Origin of the sequence: Mucilaginibacter celer (assembly GCF_003576455.2) — a bacterium.
GTDB lineage: Bacteria > Bacteroidota > Bacteroidia > Sphingobacteriales > Sphingobacteriaceae > Mucilaginibacter > Mucilaginibacter celer.
Window position 1 is genome coordinate 6,665,159 of record NZ_CP032869.1, and the last position, 19,226, is coordinate 6,684,384.

General features: G+C 42.8%; 15 protein-coding genes. 5 read left to right on the forward strand and 10 right to left on the reverse strand.

Annotated elements, in window-relative coordinates:
- Positions 1-22: 22 nt before the first annotated feature.
- From HYN43_RS27905 to HYN43_RS27920, 4 genes are all read right to left on the reverse strand, one after another.
- Positions 23-1,192 carry a TIGR03364 family FAD-dependent oxidoreductase gene (locus HYN43_RS27905; protein ID WP_119407128.1) on the reverse strand — a complete coding sequence of 390 codons (1,170 nt, stop codon included), beginning with the start codon at positions 1,190-1,192 and terminating at the stop codon, positions 23-25.
- Positions 1,193-1,240: 48 nt separating this feature from the next.
- The gene (locus HYN43_RS27910) at positions 1,241-2,581 is read right to left on the reverse strand and encodes a DUF5690 family protein (RefSeq protein WP_119407129.1); all 1,341 of its coding nucleotides are present in this window, start codon (positions 2,579-2,581) and stop codon (positions 1,241-1,243) included.
- Between the two features lie 5 nt (positions 2,582-2,586).
- Positions 2,587-3,273, reverse strand: a complete 687-nt coding sequence (locus tag HYN43_RS27915; protein WP_119407130.1) for an HAD-IA family hydrolase — start codon at positions 3,271-3,273, stop codon at positions 2,587-2,589.
- A gap of 168 nt (positions 3,274-3,441) precedes the next feature.
- On the reverse strand, positions 3,442-4,020 hold the full coding sequence (locus HYN43_RS27920) for a helix-turn-helix domain-containing protein (RefSeq protein WP_119407131.1): 579 nt from the start codon (positions 4,018-4,020) through the stop codon (positions 3,442-3,444).
- 295 nt (positions 4,021-4,315) lie between these two features.
- Here HYN43_RS27920 and HYN43_RS27925 point away from each other — a divergent pair, with 295 nt between their 5' ends.
- From HYN43_RS27925 to HYN43_RS27940, 4 genes are all read left to right on the forward strand, one after another.
- Positions 4,316-4,900 carry a phosphonate degradation HD-domain oxygenase gene (locus HYN43_RS27925; RefSeq protein WP_119407132.1) on the forward strand — a complete coding sequence of 195 codons (585 nt, stop codon included), beginning with the start codon at positions 4,316-4,318 and terminating at the stop codon, positions 4,898-4,900.
- Positions 4,901-5,151: 251 nt separating this feature from the next.
- Positions 5,152-8,403: a SusC/RagA family TonB-linked outer membrane protein gene (locus HYN43_RS27930; protein WP_205589839.1), complete on the forward strand. Its 3,252-nt coding sequence runs from the start codon at positions 5,152-5,154 to the stop codon at positions 8,401-8,403.
- 36 nt (positions 8,404-8,439) lie between these two features.
- The gene (locus tag HYN43_RS27935; protein ID WP_119407134.1) at positions 8,440-10,017 is read left to right on the forward strand and encodes a SusD/RagB family nutrient-binding outer membrane lipoprotein; all 1,578 of its coding nucleotides are present in this window, start codon (positions 8,440-8,442) and stop codon (positions 10,015-10,017) included.
- 75 nt (positions 10,018-10,092) lie between these two features.
- Positions 10,093-11,184, forward strand: a complete 1,092-nt coding sequence (locus tag HYN43_RS27940; RefSeq protein ID WP_119407135.1) for an alkaline phosphatase family protein — start codon at positions 10,093-10,095, stop codon at positions 11,182-11,184.
- A gap of 50 nt (positions 11,185-11,234) precedes the next feature.
- On the opposite strand, the gene HYN43_RS27945 is transcribed toward HYN43_RS27940, so the two are convergent.
- The 3 genes from HYN43_RS27945 to HYN43_RS27955 all read right to left on the reverse strand — a co-directional run bounded on the left by HYN43_RS27945 (position 11,235) and on the right by HYN43_RS27955 (position 14,843).
- On the reverse strand, positions 11,235-12,398 hold the full coding sequence (locus HYN43_RS27945) for a S41 family peptidase (protein WP_119407136.1): 1,164 nt from the start codon (positions 12,396-12,398) through the stop codon (positions 11,235-11,237).
- 1 nt (position 12,399) lies between these two features.
- Positions 12,400-13,116, reverse strand: coding sequence for an outer membrane beta-barrel protein (locus HYN43_RS27950; RefSeq protein ID WP_119407137.1), 717 nt, complete (start codon positions 13,114-13,116; stop codon positions 12,400-12,402).
- A gap of 71 nt (positions 13,117-13,187) precedes the next feature.
- Positions 13,188-14,843 (reverse strand): hypothetical protein, encoded by a 1,656-nt coding sequence (locus HYN43_RS27955; protein ID WP_119409162.1) that lies wholly within the window; start codon positions 14,841-14,843, stop codon positions 13,188-13,190.
- Between the two features lie 194 nt (positions 14,844-15,037).
- On the opposite strand from HYN43_RS27955, the gene HYN43_RS27960 reads away from it, so the two are divergent.
- The gene (locus HYN43_RS27960; RefSeq protein ID WP_119407138.1) at positions 15,038-15,883 is read left to right on the forward strand and encodes a metallophosphoesterase family protein; all 846 of its coding nucleotides are present in this window, start codon (positions 15,038-15,040) and stop codon (positions 15,881-15,883) included.
- A 136-nt stretch (positions 15,884-16,019) separates the two neighbouring features.
- Here HYN43_RS27960 and HYN43_RS27965 read toward each other — a convergent pair whose 3' ends face one another.
- The 3 genes from HYN43_RS27965 to HYN43_RS27975 form a co-directional block, all read right to left on the reverse strand.
- Positions 16,020-17,000 carry a Gfo/Idh/MocA family protein gene (locus HYN43_RS27965; RefSeq protein WP_119407139.1) on the reverse strand — a complete coding sequence of 327 codons (981 nt, stop codon included), beginning with the start codon at positions 16,998-17,000 and terminating at the stop codon, positions 16,020-16,022.
- Positions 17,001-17,141: 141 nt separating this feature from the next.
- Complete coding sequence (locus tag HYN43_RS27970) at positions 17,142-18,215, reverse strand: hypothetical protein (RefSeq protein ID WP_119407140.1); 1,074 nt, start codon at positions 18,213-18,215, stop codon at positions 17,142-17,144.
- Positions 18,216-18,331: 116 nt separating this feature from the next.
- Positions 18,332-19,222, reverse strand: a complete 891-nt coding sequence (locus HYN43_RS27975; protein ID WP_119407141.1) for a class I SAM-dependent methyltransferase — start codon at positions 19,220-19,222, stop codon at positions 18,332-18,334.
- Positions 19,223-19,226 lie beyond the last annotated feature (4 nt).

The window sequence follows — 19,226 nt, forward strand, 5'->3', positions numbered from 1 at the left end:
TGATCTATGAACCATGAACTACTTACTGATTATCCTTCCGCGCGGCAATCACCTGCTCGCATAGGCCAAATGATAGCGTCATACCGTTACCGCCCATCCCATTAATCAGCGTTACACCAGGTTCCACATCGGTAACCAATTCGTAAGCGCCGTTGGTCATTTTGGGGTAGATGCCGTGCCATGATTGCAGCATTTTCCAATCCTTAAAATTGGCGAAGGTATGTAAGTATTCAATTATCAAATTATTAATAAATTCTTTATCGAAAGGATCATGCACGAGGCCGTACTCGTGCGAATCGCCTATGGTGAGCTCGCCGCTGCCGTTTTGTGATACCATTACGTGGATGCCCCATTTCAGGTGCGTAGCATATTGCTCTTCATAACGTTTGCGCAAAGCGGGCAATGAAGCTGCTGCCTGGAAGCCGGGATAGTGAATCATCGATAAACCTCCGCATAACGACGGACCGATACGCCATTCATCCGGTTGGCTAACCAAACGCATCATTTGTAGTTTACATTTGGTGATCTGTGTTTGGGCGAAAAGCTCGGGGTAAAGGGTTTCAAAATCGGCACCGCTGCAAACGTAAATTTCATCAGCTTCCCAGCTTTGTGTGCCCGAACTTACCTTAGGATGCTCGATGCGGCTGATTGCAGTATTCCAATGAAACTCAACGCCAAATTTTTTGGCAAGGTAAGCCGCCACCTGCCCGATAGCTACCCGCGATTCGACAATCATCTCCTCGCCGCTCCACAACGCGCCTTTTAAGCCATTGGGATTGACAGCCGGAGATTTACTCAGGGCTGCCGCCGGATCAAGTACTGCGCAATCGCGGTATTGATGGTTTACATCAACATATTCCTGTATTGCCTGCAACTCATCATCATGATAAGCAAGGTGCAATGATCCTACTTCATCGTGCCAGATCCCGGCTTCTGTACAAACCATTTTCCAGATGCTTTTGGAGAGCATGGCGCGTTCAAACATTGGCCCGGTAGCCTGGCCTATGGGCCATACCATCCCAAAGTTGCGGATAGAGGCACCCACCGCACGTTCGTTACGCTCAAACACGGTTACCTTATAGCCGCGAACAGCCAAAGCGCGGGCCGTAGCTAAACCTACTATGCCTGCGCCTATGATGATTGCATGCCCGCCCTGCCCCCTGAAGGGGGTGCTTTTATTATTATCACTCATTATAATATGATTCTTTAAACAGTGAAATCTTTTTTATTGACTTTGAACTCACGACTGAGGACTTAACCCCTGAAAGTTTATCGGTTCGCTCTCTTCCTCCTCACTCAACTTTTTTTTATCACGGGCCGCGCTTTGTAAAAAGTAGATGAGCGAAAGGATGCCGCCAATACTGCCTACCAATGCTACTATCATTACGCCCTCCTGAAAAAACGCGCCCCAGCTAATATTGGGGCGGCCAAGTTCTTTCACCAACAGCACGCTCACGCTGCCAAGGTAACCCATCGAATCGGCTATATACATTATGAATCCTACATTGCTTTTGTAATGGAACGAGGCTATCATACGCTCAAAAAATATGGCGTTGTAGGGTACATAACCCATGTACAGGCCAAGCCCAACACAGGTCATCCATGTGATAGGTTCCATCATTTTCATACCGAACATGATAGTTGATACGCCTACCAGCACACAGCCGCTGATAATCATTAAATGGATAATGCTGAAAGCGCGAAGGTTTTTGCGTACGAGGATCAGCAGGCTCATGGCTACCAAAACTATCAGCGAAATTTTAATATCTGTAGTGGTAAAAACGCTGTTGTCTTTAACGCCGAGGCTAGCCCAGATCTCCACTTCAAAATTGTCGCGCACATCGCGCATAATGGTTAGCAGTACATAAACCACAAGTGTAAGGATAATGCCCGGCAAAAAGCGGAGCACAAATTGTTTACGCTCGGTGGCGTTCATTGGTGTACGTTCGGCCCTGAGACGTTTATCTTCTTCGGTAGCAGGGGGGATCAGTTCCATGCATCCCACAAAAAATACTAAAGGCAAGGCAAATAATGCCCCCGTTAAAAAAGGCATAAAGTATTCATTTACATGAAATACATCTATCAGGTTTTTGCCCTTGGTTTTTACAAAGCCCGAAGCGAAAATTAGACTGATAGATAGCACCGAAGCCATAAACTCGGTTGAGCGGCGGCCTTCGAGGTAACCGAAAACCAGTCCCCAGATTAATCCTAACGGAAAGCCGTTAATGAAAAGAAAAATAATGCCCCAGGGAGCGGGCACAAACGCAAAGGCCAGCAGTGCCAGCCATGCTATGCCTATCAGGGTTAAAATATAACGGGCGCGGGTTTTGCTGTTTACTTCGGCAATAAATTTAATGCCGTAAAACTTGCTGGCCATATAGCCAACAACCTGCGCTATCACCAGCCAAACCTTATAATCAACATGAAAAAACTGGTGACCGGTAAATGTACCCGCCGCAAAAGCTTTTCTGAAGGCATACATGCAGGTATAGGTGCCAAATGCCGAAACGGCTGCTAAAACTGAAACCAGTGCATAGGGCCATGTGGCAACTTTAGCACGTAAACCGTCAATCAGCCTCATATTTTTTATTGGTTTATGATGTCGATCACTTGTGCAATATCGTCAATAATATGGGTAGGATCATAGCTGGCCAGCTCATCGCGTGTAAAAATGCCGGTAGTTACGCCTATCGAGTATTGGCAGCCTGCGTTTTGCCCTTCGCGTACGTCAACTTCGGTATCGCCAACTTTGGCAACTTCCAATGCATCGGTAATGCCGGCTTCTGCCATCATTTTCTGAATCATGAAAGGATGTGGGCGACCTAACTCAACCTCGTCCGAACCTACAACATAATCGATCAGTCCTTTTTCACGCCATTGTAAGCGGGCAACAATGGTATCGGCAATATCGCGCGAAAAGCCGGTGTTGATACCAACTTTCACACCTTGCTCATGCAGTTTGGCAAATGTTTCTTCCACATTTGGCAGAGCTTCAATGCCCGGCGCAAACTGGTAAAATTTAATCATTTGCTGTACAAACTCTTTATGAATGGTATTTACCAGTTCATCGGTAATTATAGATTGATCGGCCTCATGCTCGGCCAGCATTTTGCGGATAGCCAGGGTTTTTTCGTAACCCATCAGCGGGTCAATTTTAGCCAGTTCAACTTCGTAGCCAGATAATTGCATGGCTGCCTGGAAGGCTTTACTCACTTCGTGATCGTCTTTCACCGTAGTGCCGGCTATATCAAATACCACTAATTTAATGCTCATAACAAAGAATGTAATTGTTTAGCAATACTAAACTTTTTTTATTAAAATCGAACTAAATTAGTGTTAAGGTTGTGTGAAGAAGAAGTTTTAAGTTCAAAGTAGCAAGTCAAAAGTTCTAAGTGTAGTTTCGAGGGACTTCCAACTTTTGACTTAGAGCTTTTAACTTCCCTACTTCTTCTCCTCAAAAAAATAAATCACCAGCATACTGGCTTTGGTATCGCCGGTGTTTTTTGGGGTGTGGGGGATGCGGCCGTCAAACAGCATGCTATCGCCCTGGTTCAGGGTGATGATATCATCGTTAAACTGGTAAGCGATCTGGCCGCTGAGGATGTATTTATACTCGAAAGCTTCAGTTTCTACCAGCGGACGGGTGGCATCGGGCTCCAGTTCGAGGATCACGATATCAACCGTACTTTGAGTTATTGATTGGGTAAAAATACGCTGATAGTGAAAACCCTGGGCATGTTCTTTTTCAAAATGCTCATACTCGTGTTTCCGTTTAATGAGGATTGGCGGCTCGTCGGTTTTTGAGCGGATATCTTTAAAAAACTCGTTCAGATCTATTTCTAATGCTTTAATAATATCGATCAATACGATAAGCGAGGGGATGGTGCGGCTGTTTTCAATTTGCGAGATAAGCCCTTTGCTTACATTGGCCCGTATGGCCAGTTCCTGTACGGTGATGTTTTTTTCGCGGCGGCGTTCTTTTATCCGGTTACTGATCTGTATCAGTATATCTTCTTCCATTATATATAAAATAGCAGGTTATTGATGCGCAAAGTAGTTAATAAGGGTATTTATCCAAAATGATTTTTTTGTTAGGCGGTCTGTAGGCTTTGCCCGCAAACACAGCTACGCTATTTTTTAAGAGGGGTATTTTATGATATAATGACGTAACGCTTAATTATTTATTGTATCAGTGGTGTTTTTGGCGGGATGCTTTTGTAAAACAGTTAAAACTATTGCTTATCAGTACATTTCATAAACATTTAATATTTCCATAACAGGTATCCTTTTTATTTGCATCTAAATTTTTACAATCATGGCACCAGCACAATATAACCCGAAGGCAGTAGTAGAGGAAGTTTTTTCATTATATGAGCGATTTGGTGACGCCGATTATATTGGCGAACCGGTGTCGCAGCTGGAGCACATGTCGCAGGCGGCAGCGCTGGCCGAAGCCGAAGGTTATGATGACGAAGTTGTATTAGCTGCTTTTTTTCATGATATCGGTCACCTGTGTGCCGATGCCGAGGAAGCGGGTAGCATGGACGGCATGGGCAACGTTGATCATGAACGCCTTGGTGCCGATTATCTGTTGGAACGCGGATTTTCGGAAAGGGTTGCCAACCTGGTGCAGGGGCATGTTATTGCCAAAAGATATCTCACCTATAAATACCCCGAATATTATAACCGCCTTTCGGATGCCAGCAAGGCCACACTCGAGTTTCAGGGTGGTGTGATGACCGAGGCAGAAGCTGCTGATTTTGAGCTGAATCCGGATGCTGAGCTGATTGTAAGGCTGCGCTACTGGGATGATATGGCCAAGGAGATGGAAGTGCCGGTAAACAATATAGCTCAATTGAAACAAATGGCGCTTAGCCACCTGCAAACGGTAAACAGCTAAAGTTGTCTGTTAAGATTTTGTAATCAAACTATCATTAGTTTGTTACAAAAAGCGCCTGCTTAACATAGGGTGAACATCGAATTAAGTATACCTTAACGCTAAATTGGTTTACTAATAATAAACAAAGTTTAGTATTGCTGTATGAAAAACTCATTTTTCTCACCCTTAAATTTTAGCAGATGACTAAGTTTTACCAACGATTAACAATTCTAATTACAGCATTGTTTATTTGTTTGGTGCCAGCTTTAGTAATGGCCCAAACAAAAATTACCGGTAAGGTTACTGACGAAGCTCAGTTGCCTTTACCTGGTGTAAGCGTTACCATTAGCGGTACCAAATTAGGTACAGTAACTGATGTTAACGGTAATTATAGTATTAATGCCTCAAGCGGGCAAACACTGGTGTTTAAATACATTGGTTATACCCCGCAAAGCGTAACGGTTGGTAACGGCACCGTTTACAACGTTAATTTTAAAGCCGAAAATAAAGTACTTAATGAGGTTGTAGTAACCGCATTAGGTATTAAGAAAGAAACCAAACGCATTGGTTACTCCGTACAGGAAGTGAAAGGTGCCGATATGGTTAAAGCCCGCGAACCTAATGCTATTAACGGCCTGGCCGGTAAAGTAGCAGGTTTAAACGTTGGTATTAGCCAGGAGCTGCTTGCTGCCCCAACAGTGTTATTACGTGGTTCCCCTATTAACTTTTACGTTGTGGATGGTATCCCAATTACCACAGATACCCAAAATATCACTGCCGATGACATTGATAGCTACACTATATTAAAAGGCCCCACAGCTGCCGCCCTTTACGGTAGCCGTGGTATTAACGGTGCTATTCTGATCACTACTAAAAGAGCTAAGAGCGATACCAAAGGCTTTACTATCGAAATTAACTCAAGCACCCAGTTTAACCGCGGTTTTATTGCCATACCTAAAGTGCAAAATAACTATGGTGGCGGTGATTTTGATAAGTATGCTTTTGGCGATGGTGCAGGCGGTGGTATTAACGATGGCGACTATGACGTTTGGGGCCCACGCTTGAATGCCGGTTTAATGTTACCTCAGTATGACGGCGAGTTTGATCCTACCAAAACATATACCACCACTTTTAAGGATGGTTCGACCTTTACCGGCCACATCAAGCCAACTCCATGGGTTGCACGTGGTGTTAACAACCTGGAAGGCTTTTTGCAAACAGGTTTGCTAACCAGCAACAATATCGCCATCTCGTCATCGTCCGAAAAATCAAACGTACGTATGTCGGTTTCGCATGGTTATCAGCGTGGTATTACGCCCAATACTGGTTTAAATACCATCAACTTTAACCTCTTAGGCAGCTACAACCTTAGCAAAAAGTTTAAAGTTGAAGGTAATATCAACTTTAACCGGCAGTTCTCAAACAACGTGCCTGATGTAAGCTATGGCCCTAACAGTATTATTTATGGTATCGACCTATGGACAGGTGCTGATTGGAATATCGACGATATGCGTGATTATTGGCAGCCTGGTAAAGAAGGTATCCAGTCAAAATTCGTGGAATACAAACGTTACCAGAACCCATGGTTCCAATCGTACGAATGGTTAAGAGGCCAGTACAAAAATGATGTTTATGCCTGGGGCTCGTTTACCTATACCCCGGCTAAAAACCTCGACATCATGTTGCGTTCAAACATCAGCACCTATAATCTGTTGCGTACTGAAAAGGAACCTTTCTCTGCGCACCCTTATGGGGATGAGCACAACCATGGTAACTATCGTGAAGATCGCCGTGACCTGTTTGATAACAATACCGATCTCTTGATCAAATATAACCTGAACGACATTGATCATTCAGGCATCTCGATCAACGCCCTTGCCGGTGGTACCTTACGTAATTTGAAGTATACCTCAAACTTCACCACTACGGATCAGTTGTTGATCCATGATGTTTATACTTTCCAAAACTCGATAAACCCGATAAAGGCGTATAACTTTGGTTCAAACCTGATCACTACAAGTGCTTATGCTTCGGTAGATATTGGTTACAAAAATTATTTTACCCTGTCAGCAACAGGACGTACCGAAAAATCGTCGGCGCTACAGAACCAATCTTATTTCTACCCTTCAGTAGCCTTAAGTTCAGCGGTATCTGATTATGTAAAACTTCCTGAAGTAATATCTTTCCTGAAACTTAGAGGAAGTTATGCCAACGTAAAAGATGGTGGTACTAATGCCTATATTGGTCCGGCAGGTTACCCGCTTGGCTACGGTGCACAATATCAAACACCTTATGGAGGTCCGGGATATACTACTACCACGCCAGCGTATATTCTGGCTCCATCGTATGGTAATATAACAGCCGCCAGTGCTCCAACTTACGCTATCGATCCTAAATTAAAACCAAGCACACGTACCAACTACGAAGGGGGTTTGGAGATGCGTTTTCTTAAAGATCGTTTAGGTTTAAGCGGTACTTACTTTGTTTACAAAGACGGTCCGCGTATATTTTCACAAACATTATCTGAAACTAACGGTAGCGCCCAGAGCTTCCTTACCAATGGTATCACAACCCGTCGTAACGGTTTTGAGGTTTCAGTAAATGGTGCACCTGTTGTATCGGGTAAATTTAAATGGGATGTTTTGCTGAACGTTGGTACTTACAAAGAGGTTTATACATCATTTGCTCCAGGACAAACAGGCCTTGTTCAGGGTGATCAGATCCTTCATGTTGGTGATCGTGTTGACCAGATCTTTGGTCATGTCGAAGCTAAAACAACAGATGGTAAAGTTATTCACGATGATAAAGGGTACGTTAAATACCTGCCAAAAACTCAGCCTTTAGGTAATTCAGATCCTGATTTTAGCTGGGGTATCAATAACAAATTCAGGTATCAAAACTTCTCGCTTTCATTCCAGTTTGATGGTATGGTTGGCGGTAAAATACAAGACCAGGTTTACACCAAGTTAATGCAGGGCGGTCGTGGCGCTGCTACCGACGAAGGTATTATAGGTGCTGCCCGTTTGTACGAATCACAACACTGGGGCGACCCTACTTTCAAAGGTGCGGTTAATCCTGATGGTACACCAATGTTAGGACATGATGGTGTTACGTTTGCAGCCGGTAGCCCTCAGCTTCAATATGATCCTATTACTGGTAAAATAGCCAATTATAACCAATTAAAATTCACCCCTAACAGAACTCCTGTAGAGTTTGTTCAGGATTATGTAAGTACATACTATGCAGATGCCGAGCATACTGTTATCAGCAGAACTTACGCCAAGTTAAGAGAAGTTGTTATCGGTTATTCACTTCCTCAGTCCGTAGCCAAGAAGTTGTCATTATCAAGAGTTGATTTCTCGCTTGTTGGCCGTAACCTGCTTTATTTCTTTAAGAAAGGCTACAAAGACATTGATGTTGACCAGTATCCTGGCCGCGACCAATTTAACAACACTATTGGTGTATCTGGTTTACAAACGCCTACGGTAAGAAGCTATGGCTTTAACATTAACGTGGTTTACTAAGCTATCATAATAGTAATAACTATAAAACATTGCACAATGAAATCATTAAAATATAAAATAGCTTCTTTAGCAATCCTGGCCGCTTCGGTATCGGGTTGTCAAAAGCAATTTGACAGTGCCGTTCAAAACAAAAACCTTCCTATTTCGGGTTTATCACCGGCATTGTTGTTACCAAACATTGAAACAAGCATGCTTGCGCCTGCATTTGGCCAGGATGAACGTGAAAACCAATACACCGCCTGTAACTATTTTTACTACGGTAATAACAAGTATTGGACAGGCAGCGCATCGTTAGATTATACCCCGCTTAATAACGTGGTGGCTATGGAAAACGAGGCGGGTGTGTTAACGCCTACATTAGCTAAGCCATACCTCGCACTGGGTAAGTTTTTCAGGGCATTTTACTTTGTGAACATGAGCCTCAAGGTTGGCGATTTGCCAATGAGCCAGGCATTGCAGGGTTTAAAAAATACCACCCCCGTTTATGATACACAGAAACAGATTTTTGTAAACTCATTAGCTTTGCTGGAGAGTGCCAATAAAGATCTGGCCGATATGATCGCGGTGAATAAAATAACACAGGGTACTTATGTTGTTGATAGCAAATATGATTTCTTTTACAAAGGTGATCTTGCTAAATGGCAAAAAGTAATTAACACTTACCGTTTAAGGGTGCTGATTTCGTTGAGTAAAAAAACCGGCGATGCTGATTTAAATGTAAAAGGACAATTTGCATCTATATTAAACGATCCGGCTAAATACCCTATCATGACATCGATGAATGACAACCTTCAGTACATTTATGATGGCGTGTTTACCTTTTATCCTAACAGTTCACGCAATTTTGGTAATGACGCTACCCGTTACAATATGGGAGCTACTTACGTTAACTTGTTAGCTTCATTAAAGGATTTAAGGGTAATGAAAGTTGCTGAACCTGCAAGAGGCCTTAACCATGAAGATACCGATTTTGAATCGTTTGTTGGCGGGGCTTCAAGTCAGGATCAAAGTGCTATGGCCGGATTGGTTGGGAAGCACCTGATTTCGCTTATCGGCCGCCACCGTTATTATGAAACCCTTACCGGCGAGAATACTTTTATCATCAGCTATCCGGAAATGTGTTTCAATATTGCAGAAGCTATTAACCAGGGTTGGGTTGCCGGTGATGCCGAAACATGGTACAAAAATGGCATTTTTGCTGATTTCGATTTCTATGGTGTTAAAGATGGTGCCAATGCCGTTTATTTCCAAAAAGATGGTGGTTTATTGGGCGAGGACGTAACTTACAATGTTAACTTTAGCTATAGCGATTATTATGGGCAGGAAAAAGTTAAGTATGCCGGCAATAATGTTGATGGCTGGAAACAGATATTAATTCAAAAATATCTTGCATTTGCCCGTAACTCAGGTTTGGAGGCATATTATCAATGGCGTCGTACCGGGGTGCCAACCTTTAGTGTAGGTGCCGGTAACACCGATAGTGGTGGTATACCACTAAGGTTTCAATACCCAACCAACGAGCGTAGCGCAAACACTGCTAACTATAACGCCGCGGTGCAAAGCCAGTACGCTGGCAGCGATGATATTTTCCAGTTAATGTGGATCCTTAAATAACATCAACTTATACGTTTTAATTAATCTGATAAAGGCCCCATTGCTTAGGGGCCTTTATTATTAAAAATAAACACCATGAAAAAAGTAATCTTATTTGCATTGTTCGCATTGTGCATGCCGGCTTTATACGCCCAGCACAAAACACAAAATGTAGTCATCGTTACTATTGATGGCTTGCGCTGGCAGGAAGTTTTCCGCGGAGCAGATTCGGCTATCATCAACTCAAAAGATACCCAGGATAAAAATGAGGTACGTAAGAATTTCTGGACTGATGCTTCTGCTGATCGACGTAAACTGTTAATGCCTTTTTTTTGGAGTACCTTGGTTGAAAAAGGGCAATTGTATGGCAACCGCGATATAGGTAGTAAAGATGAAGTGGCTAATCCTTACCATTTCTCATATCCCGGCTATAACGAGATCTTCACCGGTTTCCCGGATAAAAGGATGAATACAAACGATGCCATCTACAACCCAAACATGAATGTGCTTGAGTTTTTAAACAAGCAAAAGGGTTTTGAGGGAAAAGTGGCAGCATTTGCATCGTGGGAGCGCTTTACCCAGATATTAAGCCCGAAACGTGCAGGTATCTTAGTTAACGCTGGTTTTATGCCGCTTGATGTTGCCGGTATGAACGATCGTTTGAAACACTTGAACGAGCTGCAATTGGAAGCCCCTCGTTATGTAAGCGATTCAACCCGAATCGATTTTTTGACTTTCGAGTTTGCCAAAAACTACATGGTGCAGTACAAACCCCGCGCATTGTATGTATCATTTGATGAGCCTGATGATATGGCACATGCCGGTAACTATAAGTTTTATCTTGATCGTATTAAGCAGGAAGACGGCTTTATCAAACAGCTTTGGGATTATATCCAATCTGAACCAACTTACAAAGACAAGACCACGCTGATCATTACCTGCGATCATGGTCGCGGCGACACCCCGCTTAAAAACTGGCACGATCACGGCAGCGGAACCCCAAATTCAGAACAAACCTGGTTTGCGGTTATCGGTCCCGATACCCCGGCTTCGGGCGAAATGAAATCAACAGTAACTACTTATCACAAGCAACTGGCACAAACTATAGCTCAGTTACTTGGCTTTGATTTTAAAACCGCTGCAGGGCATGAGGTTGGCGAAGCAATACCAGGAGTTACTGGTAAATAAATAATAATTTAATGTTACAACTGGCCGGGGAATGCTGTTTCCCGGCCTTTTTATTGGCTTAAAATTTCGATAGCTTTTTCAAGTTGTTTATCGATATTGCTATTTAATTGCCCGGCATTAAAATCAACCTGTACATCGGGAGGGAAACCGGTGTTTTCATAATTTTTTCCGTCGATATACAAAAATTGCGCAGATGCTTCAGCTACCGATAAAAATCCGTTAACAGTAAAAGGCCCTCCGTTAAAACCCGCTTCATCGCTTATGGGTCCGGTTGCGCCAAAAGTAGTTTCGCCTACGGTAAGGCCTTTGGGCATGGCATGTACAGCCATTGCAAACGCTTCGGATAATGAGGCCGAAAAACTATCTGCTAAAACAACAACAGGTTTTTGTTTAAAATTGCCAACCGGTTGAGGGCTAACTACAGCATTTACCCAGGGCGTATAATCGAGCCTGCCAGCGTTGCTTTTATAACGTGTTTTTCCGAAGATTACAGGTTTATCCGTGAGCCGGCCGGCTAAAAAATTTAAATCGGCTATGTCTCCTCCTCCATTTTCCCTTATATCAATAATAATTCCTTTTATATTGGCAGGCATATTATTTAAAACGTTTAAAAAGCTTTTTAAAACAGCAGGGGCGCTGCCTTTATTGCTGGTGGCGTTATAACATTTCAACAAATGAAACTTATCGCAATTGAAATAAAGAATATCTTTTTTGATACTTCCCCAGGTGATATAAAAATTGTCGTCGGAGTTTTCCGGATCCGTGTAATAGCCTACCTGGTAACCTTTATCAAGATAACCGGTATCAGCTTTTAAAAAAGAATATGGGTAGTGAAAACCGGGCGATCTCATTTTTCGGTCCAACGCCGGATTGATCACTGTACCTTGCAGCCGGCTGGTTTGAAACGTGATGGAATAGTGGCAATCAATAATATTGGCAGCAATTTGTTTAAAATAACCTGCCGCTTTCAGGTTATCATCAACGTTGTTTATGGAAAGATTATCAAAAAGCGGTGCGTATTTTTTATAAACGTTATCCCAGTTAATTGTATCTCTGTCCCAATAAACATAATGGCTGTTCATGTTCTGCCAGTAGCTATCAAAAACCTGCCTGAATGAGGTTGGTGTACTGTTAACTTCTACTTCGTTTGTTTTTTTACATGTTGATAAACACAGCACCGATAACAGCAAAATTAATGTGCGGAACAAATTCATGTTAAAAAGATGTTTTAATGCCAATTGCTACAATAAAGGTGTTATTACGTGTTGCAGGTTGGCTGATCATATATTTTTTTTGCTGATTGGTTATGGCATTTTGATATGCTCCTGTTAGCGTGATATCAATTTTGTTTAAAGTGTAATTGAGGCCAACTTCCGATTGTAAACCCAACTCATAACGCTCATCTTTAGTGTTATTGAATTTGTAATGCTCATTGTAAGCAGTTTTCCTGAAATAAGATTGCAACTGCCCCTGTTCGTCGGGTTGGATATCGATATCAAATACGTTTAATGTTTGACCTTTAATATTGGCCCGGAGCCAATAGCCGCTGTATACACCTGCACTTAAGGCTATCTTAAATTTACTAAACCTATTTTCCACACCAAGCATCAGTGGCACCTGCATGTAGGTATTATGATTATCCTGATAAAGTCCGGATAAGTAACCCGTGCGTATGGTTGAGTAATTTTTTTGCAAAAGGCTGATACCGGTAGAAAAGAATAAAAATCTGTTTAATTTCAATTCGGCAGGTAATGAAAAAAAATACCCGGTTGCCGGTTTTATGGCAGATAAGGGCAAGTGCTGATCTGCCTTAAAATGATTTATAGCAACGCCCGATCTGAAGCCAATGCTAAATTGTTGGGCCTTTACCACTTTTGGTATTAAAACCGATAGCCCCATGAATATAAAAGCAAGAATAAAGTTCCTGATCATTGTTGTTTAACAAATTAAGCCATCTGCACAAGGCAAATGGCTTAACATACATTTAAATGCGTTATGGCGTATTAATGACCGCCATGCCCGCCGCCCGCAGGAGGCACAATGGTGGTTGTGGTTACAATGTTAGCAAAGAATGATTTTACCACCAGCGTTTGCGGCGTAGTACCATTGTTTGGCACAACATCAAAAATTACACGTACCGCTGCCAGGTTATTAAATGGCTGGCCATGCTCAACGGTATATTGTGTGGTGGCTACCTGGCCGGTAAGGGCGGTGTAGTTGCCTATGGTTTCGCTGGTGCCATAAAAACCATAGAGGTTAGGGTCGCCTGTTTGAGGGTTTAATAGTACCACCTCGGTACGTAAATTTTTAATGGTTGCGCCATCGCTGTTATTATTAATAATGGCAGGGTTAGTGATGAATAAATTATTGAAAACTGTATTATCAACAGTATACTCGTTTGAATACCTGTTGTAGGTTATGCCATTTACAACAACCGACGACTGAAAGTTTGTGGTGTTGCATTTAATAGTTGGAACGCCTTTAAGGTTAAATACGCCTAATGTATTATTGTAAAGCGGTAGGTAATTTTGAGCGGCGCTGGTAATTTGAGTTCCCGGCAACCATACAGCGGTAGGGCTTGAAGGGAATGAGCCGGATGATGTAGCCGGACCACCCAATGTAATGGTGCTGTTTAAGTTTAAACTAACAGTTTGCTGAGTGCTGCCTCCGCTGCCGCCAAATAAGCCGCTTAAAATACCCACAACAGCGCCAGGTATATTGCCGGATGCAGCTTGTAAACCCGCGGTAACTCCCTTTTTTATAGAAGTGAATACCTTGCTTGGTAAGCCCAGCTTATTATTGTCGGTGGTGTCTGGTTTTGATTGTTTTTCAAGAAAATTGCTTCCTATTGCTGATAGCGCGGCTGTGCCAAGTACTTTCCCTCCGTTTACCAGCGCACTCGAAATACCCGAAGATGACGATCCATCTGAACCGATAGTTCCATTTAAAGTACCGGTTTGTGTACCCCCCAGCGAAATATTAGTGATGCTGTTGTAATTGGTAAACCAGCTTAAACGCATATCATTGTAATTTAAACCGGCAATTTGCGGATCATAAGCGAACTCATATTGCATCATGTACCATTTATTGCTGGCCAGCGGTTTTGAACCATCAGAGGGGGCGGGTTCTACCTGGATATATGATTTTTTATTGGTAGATACATCAACAATATCAGCTCCATTGAAATTAAGCATCGATGAATTTACATTCGACACAACATTTATACCGTCGGTCAGGTAATCGGAAGTGGTAGCGAAGTTTGTAGTGATGTACATGTAAATGCGCAACAATCCCCTATACTTATTATAAAGCATAAAATAAGGGTTTGTTAATGGTCCGGAAGCATTAGGAGTAAAGGTATTGTAAACCAGTTGCCAGCCATCTGCTGCCCGATGATCGTTTAGCACGTCGGTATCGTAAATAGAGGCAATGCTACCCTGGCCTATCCATGGTGGCGGAATCTGTGATTGCCCCGCAGGAGTTGGCATGAAGTCAACCGTTTCCCAGTTAAAGCTGTAGGGCGTGATGCCATCTTTGGTTTGCCCGGTTTTTACCGGAGTACCTGCATTTTGCAGTTCGACATCTTTTTTACAGCCCGAAGTAAGGGCAATAGAAAGCACTGCGGCAAGTATGCCGCTTTTAAAATAAATGTTTTTCATATAGTATTGATTTGATTCAATACTACCCATGTGATATTAATATCGTATTAAGAATATAATAAATTGCATTTTATACCAATGGTTAAATATCATTAATAAGTCACCTTATTTTCATAACATTAAAATAGCTGATATTTGTTGAGCAGATGTTAACTTCAACTTAATATTGATGACGTAGTTTTGATAAAAATAAGATGAATACACGCCGCGATTTTATCGAAAAAGCCTTAACCGGCGTTGCAGCTTTAGGCCTTTTGCCGGCTGTAAATACTTTTGCCAATGAAAATAATCACTATAGCCGTTTCACTGATAAAAAACTGAAGCTGAGATTTGCCCTGGCCTCTGATATTCACTATGGGCAGCCCGATACTGATTTTGCACAGTTTACCGGCAATATGGTTAAATGGCTTAATGAAGATCACGCCAAAAATCACCTCGATTTTGTGATCGTAAACGGCGATCTGGTGCATAACCGCCCCGATCTGCTGCCCGAAATCAAAACAAAATATCTTGATAAACTAAACGTGCCTTATCATACCATCCCCGGCAATCATGATTTTGCGGATGCGCAAATCTGGCAAAAAGCTTTTGGATACGAGGATAAATATACGGTTGAATTTGGCGACATCGCTTTTATACTGGCTAACACCGCCGATACCAAAGGCACCTACGTTTGCCCAAACAACGCTTTTATAAAAGCATCGCTTGATAAGTTTATCGATAAAAAGATAATTTTTGTGATACTTCACATCCCGCCAATCAATTGGTCAAAAAACGATGTGTTTGTTGATTGCCCGGAGACGATTAGTCTGCTGCACGCCTATCCAAACGTTAAAGCAGTATTTCACGGGCACGATCATCTGCTGGATGGCGTACGTTACACTGAAAAATTACCACATTTTTTCGATTCGCACATAGGCGGCAACTGGGGTACCAATTATAAAGGTTATCGTATTGTAGAGGTTGATGAGCAGAATGCTATCTATACCTACCAGGTAAACGCCAGCCAAAACCCGGTGCTTAACTCAAATAAGCTGTAGGTTGATTTCGGATTGTTTTGTCTGAACCATGATTTGGGTGGATTTATGGGATAGCCAGGATTATGATTAGTTTACCCGAAATCCTGGTAATCTTTTAATCTAATAAATCATGGTTCAGACAAATATTCCGCTAATTCTAAAATTCTGTAAATTCTGATTCAGACGGATACTTCAACCCAATTTGCGCCCTCGCCTTATCAATCATCCCTATCATCTGCCTCGATAGCTCATGCGGCAGGACAGGGCTTTCTGTTTTTCCCTGTTTAATGAGTTCACAAAAATGGATGATCTCATAATTAAGGCCTCCGGCCGTAAAAGGTTCATCAATTGTAACTGTCCGTCCGTCAAGATAGCTGATGGTGGCTTTAGCCGGGTTCCACCAGTTTTTATGGATGGTTACGTTGCCAAGTGTGCCAATAATAAGTGCATCGCCTTTACCGTGCATATCAAAACCGCAATATAGTTGGGCATAACCATTTTGATGCAGGGTTTGAAAAATGGCGAACATATCAATCCCTGTCTCGCCAAAGCGGCCCATGGTTTGGATGTCCTGCATGGGGCCGAGCCAATCCAATGCTAAAAAGGCTTCGTAAATGGCAATGCCCATCAGGCTGCCGCCAATCAGGTCGAAATTATAATTAGGATGATCGGGAGGGCAATCAGCCACTGCCGATCCGGCACGCACGTAGCCAACCGGTCCTATGGGGTCGGTTATTAAATATTCTTTAAGTTTTGTGTAAAGGGGATAAAACGGTGGTTTCATGCCTTCCATAAACAACAAACCGGTTTGTTTGGCAACAGCAAGCACTTCGTCCAACTCGGTAAGGTTTACGGTAACCGGTTTTTCGCAAAGCACTTGTTTACCTGCTTTAAGGGCGGCAATGCTGTAAGCGGCATGGCTATCGGGCAGGGTGGCAATATAAACTGCATCGATATCGCTTGCCAATAGCTCGTCAACGCTGCGGCAGGCCTTGCCGCCATATTGAGCAACAAAGGTGTCAACAGTTTCGGGACGGCGCGAGTATGAAGCTACAAGCTCAACACCCGAAACGGCAGCAAAGCCCTGCATAAACCTTTGCGCTATGCGCCCGCAGCCTATTATACCCCATTTTATCATAGTTCTAAGTCTTAAGTCTTTAGTTCGAAGTTGTAAGTCGAATTTAGGTTTCAAGTATATCGTTTTAAAAATAAAAAGTCCCCGGTAAATAATAATTATTACTTGCCAGGGACTTTCAACTAAGAACTTTAAACTTCCAACTTATTGATATTGAATATAAATCGGGTATGGTTTGTATCTCGATAAAACCTCCTCGGGTGTTAACATGTGGTGAGGGGCTTTTTTAATGTCATTTTTATAAAACAGTTTAAAGCCTGTAAACTGTACCGGTTCCTGGTTAATAAAGTAGCGGTAGGTACCGGTTTTCAAATCAGGTTCGCCCCAGCCGTCCATATCCATCACCAACTGAATTTCGGGATGTAGTTTGATGTTTTTGTAGTTGGTGACCATTTTTTTGGTGAAACGGTGAACTACAAGAATTTTTGGCGGAAGTCCGTTTTTCTTAACAACTTTGGTAAGATAGTCTGAAACATAGTTAATGTCCTCCGCATCATAAGTGCCGATTTTTTTGCCAGGTTTGGTTCCGTCTTTCATCGAAAACTCAGGGTCCATGCCGAAATGCACCTGCGGCAGTTCGAGGTATTTTTCAAGCAATGGCAATTCAGCGCGGATATTGCTTAGGGCCACCTGCACATCTAAAAACACAATAGCATGTGCTTTTTTGGCTAATGATAATACGCTGTCAATCTGTTTAAATGGCATCCGGTAACGGTATTTACCGTCTTTGCCGCCATCGCCCTGGGCAACCACGGCAATGTAATGCAATGCCGGTTGTACCGGAGTTTTAGGATCCGCCTTTTCCCAGTGTTTTACTTCGCCTTTAAGTTTGGCCAGCATTTCGTTTGGAGGCAGCTCGCCCAAAATACCCATCTTTTTCGAGTACAGGTTACCGTAGTAAGCAACCACACGCTTAAATGGTAAAATGGCACCGCCAATTGGGTAGGGGGTGTTTTTTACAGGCCACCTTCCGGTAGTATCGCCATGCGCGTTGAATTTCATCAACGAGTCGTATAGTTTTTTGTCGATAGGAGGGTATTGAGATTTTTTAACGCTCAGGGTATCTTCAGCTTCAACCCCGGCCGAATCTTTTTTGGCAGCGGCGGCTGTTTTTTTACCATCAGTTTTTTTGTCGCCGCCATTTTGCGTGCAGCTGTTTAATAATAAACCCAGCGATGCGGCGAATGCAGCAGAGAGTACGAGCGTTTTTAATTTCATTGTTATTGTGTATTCAGTAAAAGCAGGTGTATATAAGGTGCGTTAATACAATTATTTCAGCAGGTTAAAAACCGGCAAATGTGGGTTTAGTTTGCGCCAAAGATAGATATTGGAAATTAATTACTTTTAATTTTATGAAACTTTCCGAAAACTCCGAGGGGTAATTTGGGACCTGCTGTGGCCTGTAGGTAAAGCTCGCCAATCTCGAGGTTTTGCACCTGCGGGAACGAACTTTTAATCAGGTTTTCAACTATTACTGATGAAAAACCAAGCGAGTAAGTATTCAAAATAAGAAAGTGCTCTTCCGGATCCAGCAGTTGGGTAACATCGCGCATCATCTCGGTAATATTATCTTCCAGCTTCCATTTTTCGCCGTTGGGTCCATTGCCGTAAGCCGGTGGATCGAGGATGATACCGTTATATTTTTTTCCGCGTTTCAACTCGCGTTTCACAAATTTCAAAGCGTCTTCAACCACCCAGCGGATATCTTTCAAGCCCGAAATTTCCTGGTTTTCGTTGGCCCAGGTAACTACCTGCTTTATCGAATCTACGTGGGTAGTATCTGCACCGGCCGCGCGGGCAATGAGTGATGCCCCACCGGTATAGGCAAACAGGTTAAGCACTTTAGGCTCGGGTGTTTTAAAGCGTTTTACATTTTGGCTGATGTAATCCCAGTTTACAGCCTGCTCGGGGAAAATACCAACGTGTTTAAACGAGGTTAATCCCAGGCGAAATTTGATGGCAGCTTCATTGTTTTTATATTCGACGTGCCAGCGATCAGGTGTTTTTTGATCTTTTTTTAACCACTCGCCGGTAGTTGCAGAGCGGCCTTTAAATTTAATATGGTGTAAACGCTGCCACTCGGAAGCGGGCAGGGTTTTGTTCCAAACGGCCTGTGGCTCAGGGCGGATTAATATGGTGTTCCCAAAGCGTTCCAGCTTTTCAAAATCGCCGCAATCAATCAGCTCGTAATCTTTCCAATGCGTTGGGGTAAGTAGTTGGATCATTCTT

Bases quoted from the DNA above. Each gene is read 5' to 3' on its own strand.
- HYN43_RS27905 (WP_119407128.1), bottom strand. From the start codon at position 1,192: ATGAGTGATAATAATAAAAGCACCCCCTTCAGGGGGCAGGGCGGGCAT.
- HYN43_RS27910 (WP_119407129.1), bottom strand. From the start codon at position 2,581: ATGAGGCTGATTGACGGTTTACGTGCTAAAGTTGCCACATGGCCCTAT.
- HYN43_RS27915 (WP_119407130.1), bottom strand. From the start codon at position 3,273: ATGAGCATTAAATTAGTGGTATTTGATATAGCCGGCACTACGGTGAAA.
- HYN43_RS27920 (WP_119407131.1), bottom strand. From the start codon at position 4,020: ATGGAAGAAGATATACTGATACAGATCAGTAACCGGATAAAAGAACGC.
- HYN43_RS27925 (WP_119407132.1), top strand. From the start codon at position 4,316: ATGGCACCAGCACAATATAACCCGAAGGCAGTAGTAGAGGAAGTTTTT.
- HYN43_RS27930 (WP_205589839.1), top strand. From the start codon at position 5,152: ATGGCCCAAACAAAAATTACCGGTAAGGTTACTGACGAAGCTCAGTTG.
- HYN43_RS27935 (WP_119407134.1), top strand. From the start codon at position 8,440: ATGAAATCATTAAAATATAAAATAGCTTCTTTAGCAATCCTGGCCGCT.
- HYN43_RS27940 (WP_119407135.1), top strand. From the start codon at position 10,093: ATGAAAAAAGTAATCTTATTTGCATTGTTCGCATTGTGCATGCCGGCT.
- HYN43_RS27945 (WP_119407136.1), bottom strand. From the start codon at position 12,398: ATGAATTTGTTCCGCACATTAATTTTGCTGTTATCGGTGCTGTGTTTA.
- HYN43_RS27950 (WP_119407137.1), bottom strand. From the start codon at position 13,116: ATGATCAGGAACTTTATTCTTGCTTTTATATTCATGGGGCTATCGGTT.
- HYN43_RS27955 (WP_119409162.1), bottom strand. From the start codon at position 14,843: ATGAAAAACATTTATTTTAAAAGCGGCATACTTGCCGCAGTGCTTTCT.
- HYN43_RS27960 (WP_119407138.1), top strand. From the start codon at position 15,038: ATGAATACACGCCGCGATTTTATCGAAAAAGCCTTAACCGGCGTTGCA.
- HYN43_RS27965 (WP_119407139.1), bottom strand. From the start codon at position 17,000: ATGATAAAATGGGGTATAATAGGCTGCGGGCGCATAGCGCAAAGGTTT.
- HYN43_RS27970 (WP_119407140.1), bottom strand. From the start codon at position 18,215: ATGAAATTAAAAACGCTCGTACTCTCTGCTGCATTCGCCGCATCGCTG.
- HYN43_RS27975 (WP_119407141.1), bottom strand. From the start codon at position 19,222: ATGATCCAACTACTTACCCCAACGCATTGGAAAGATTACGAGCTGATT.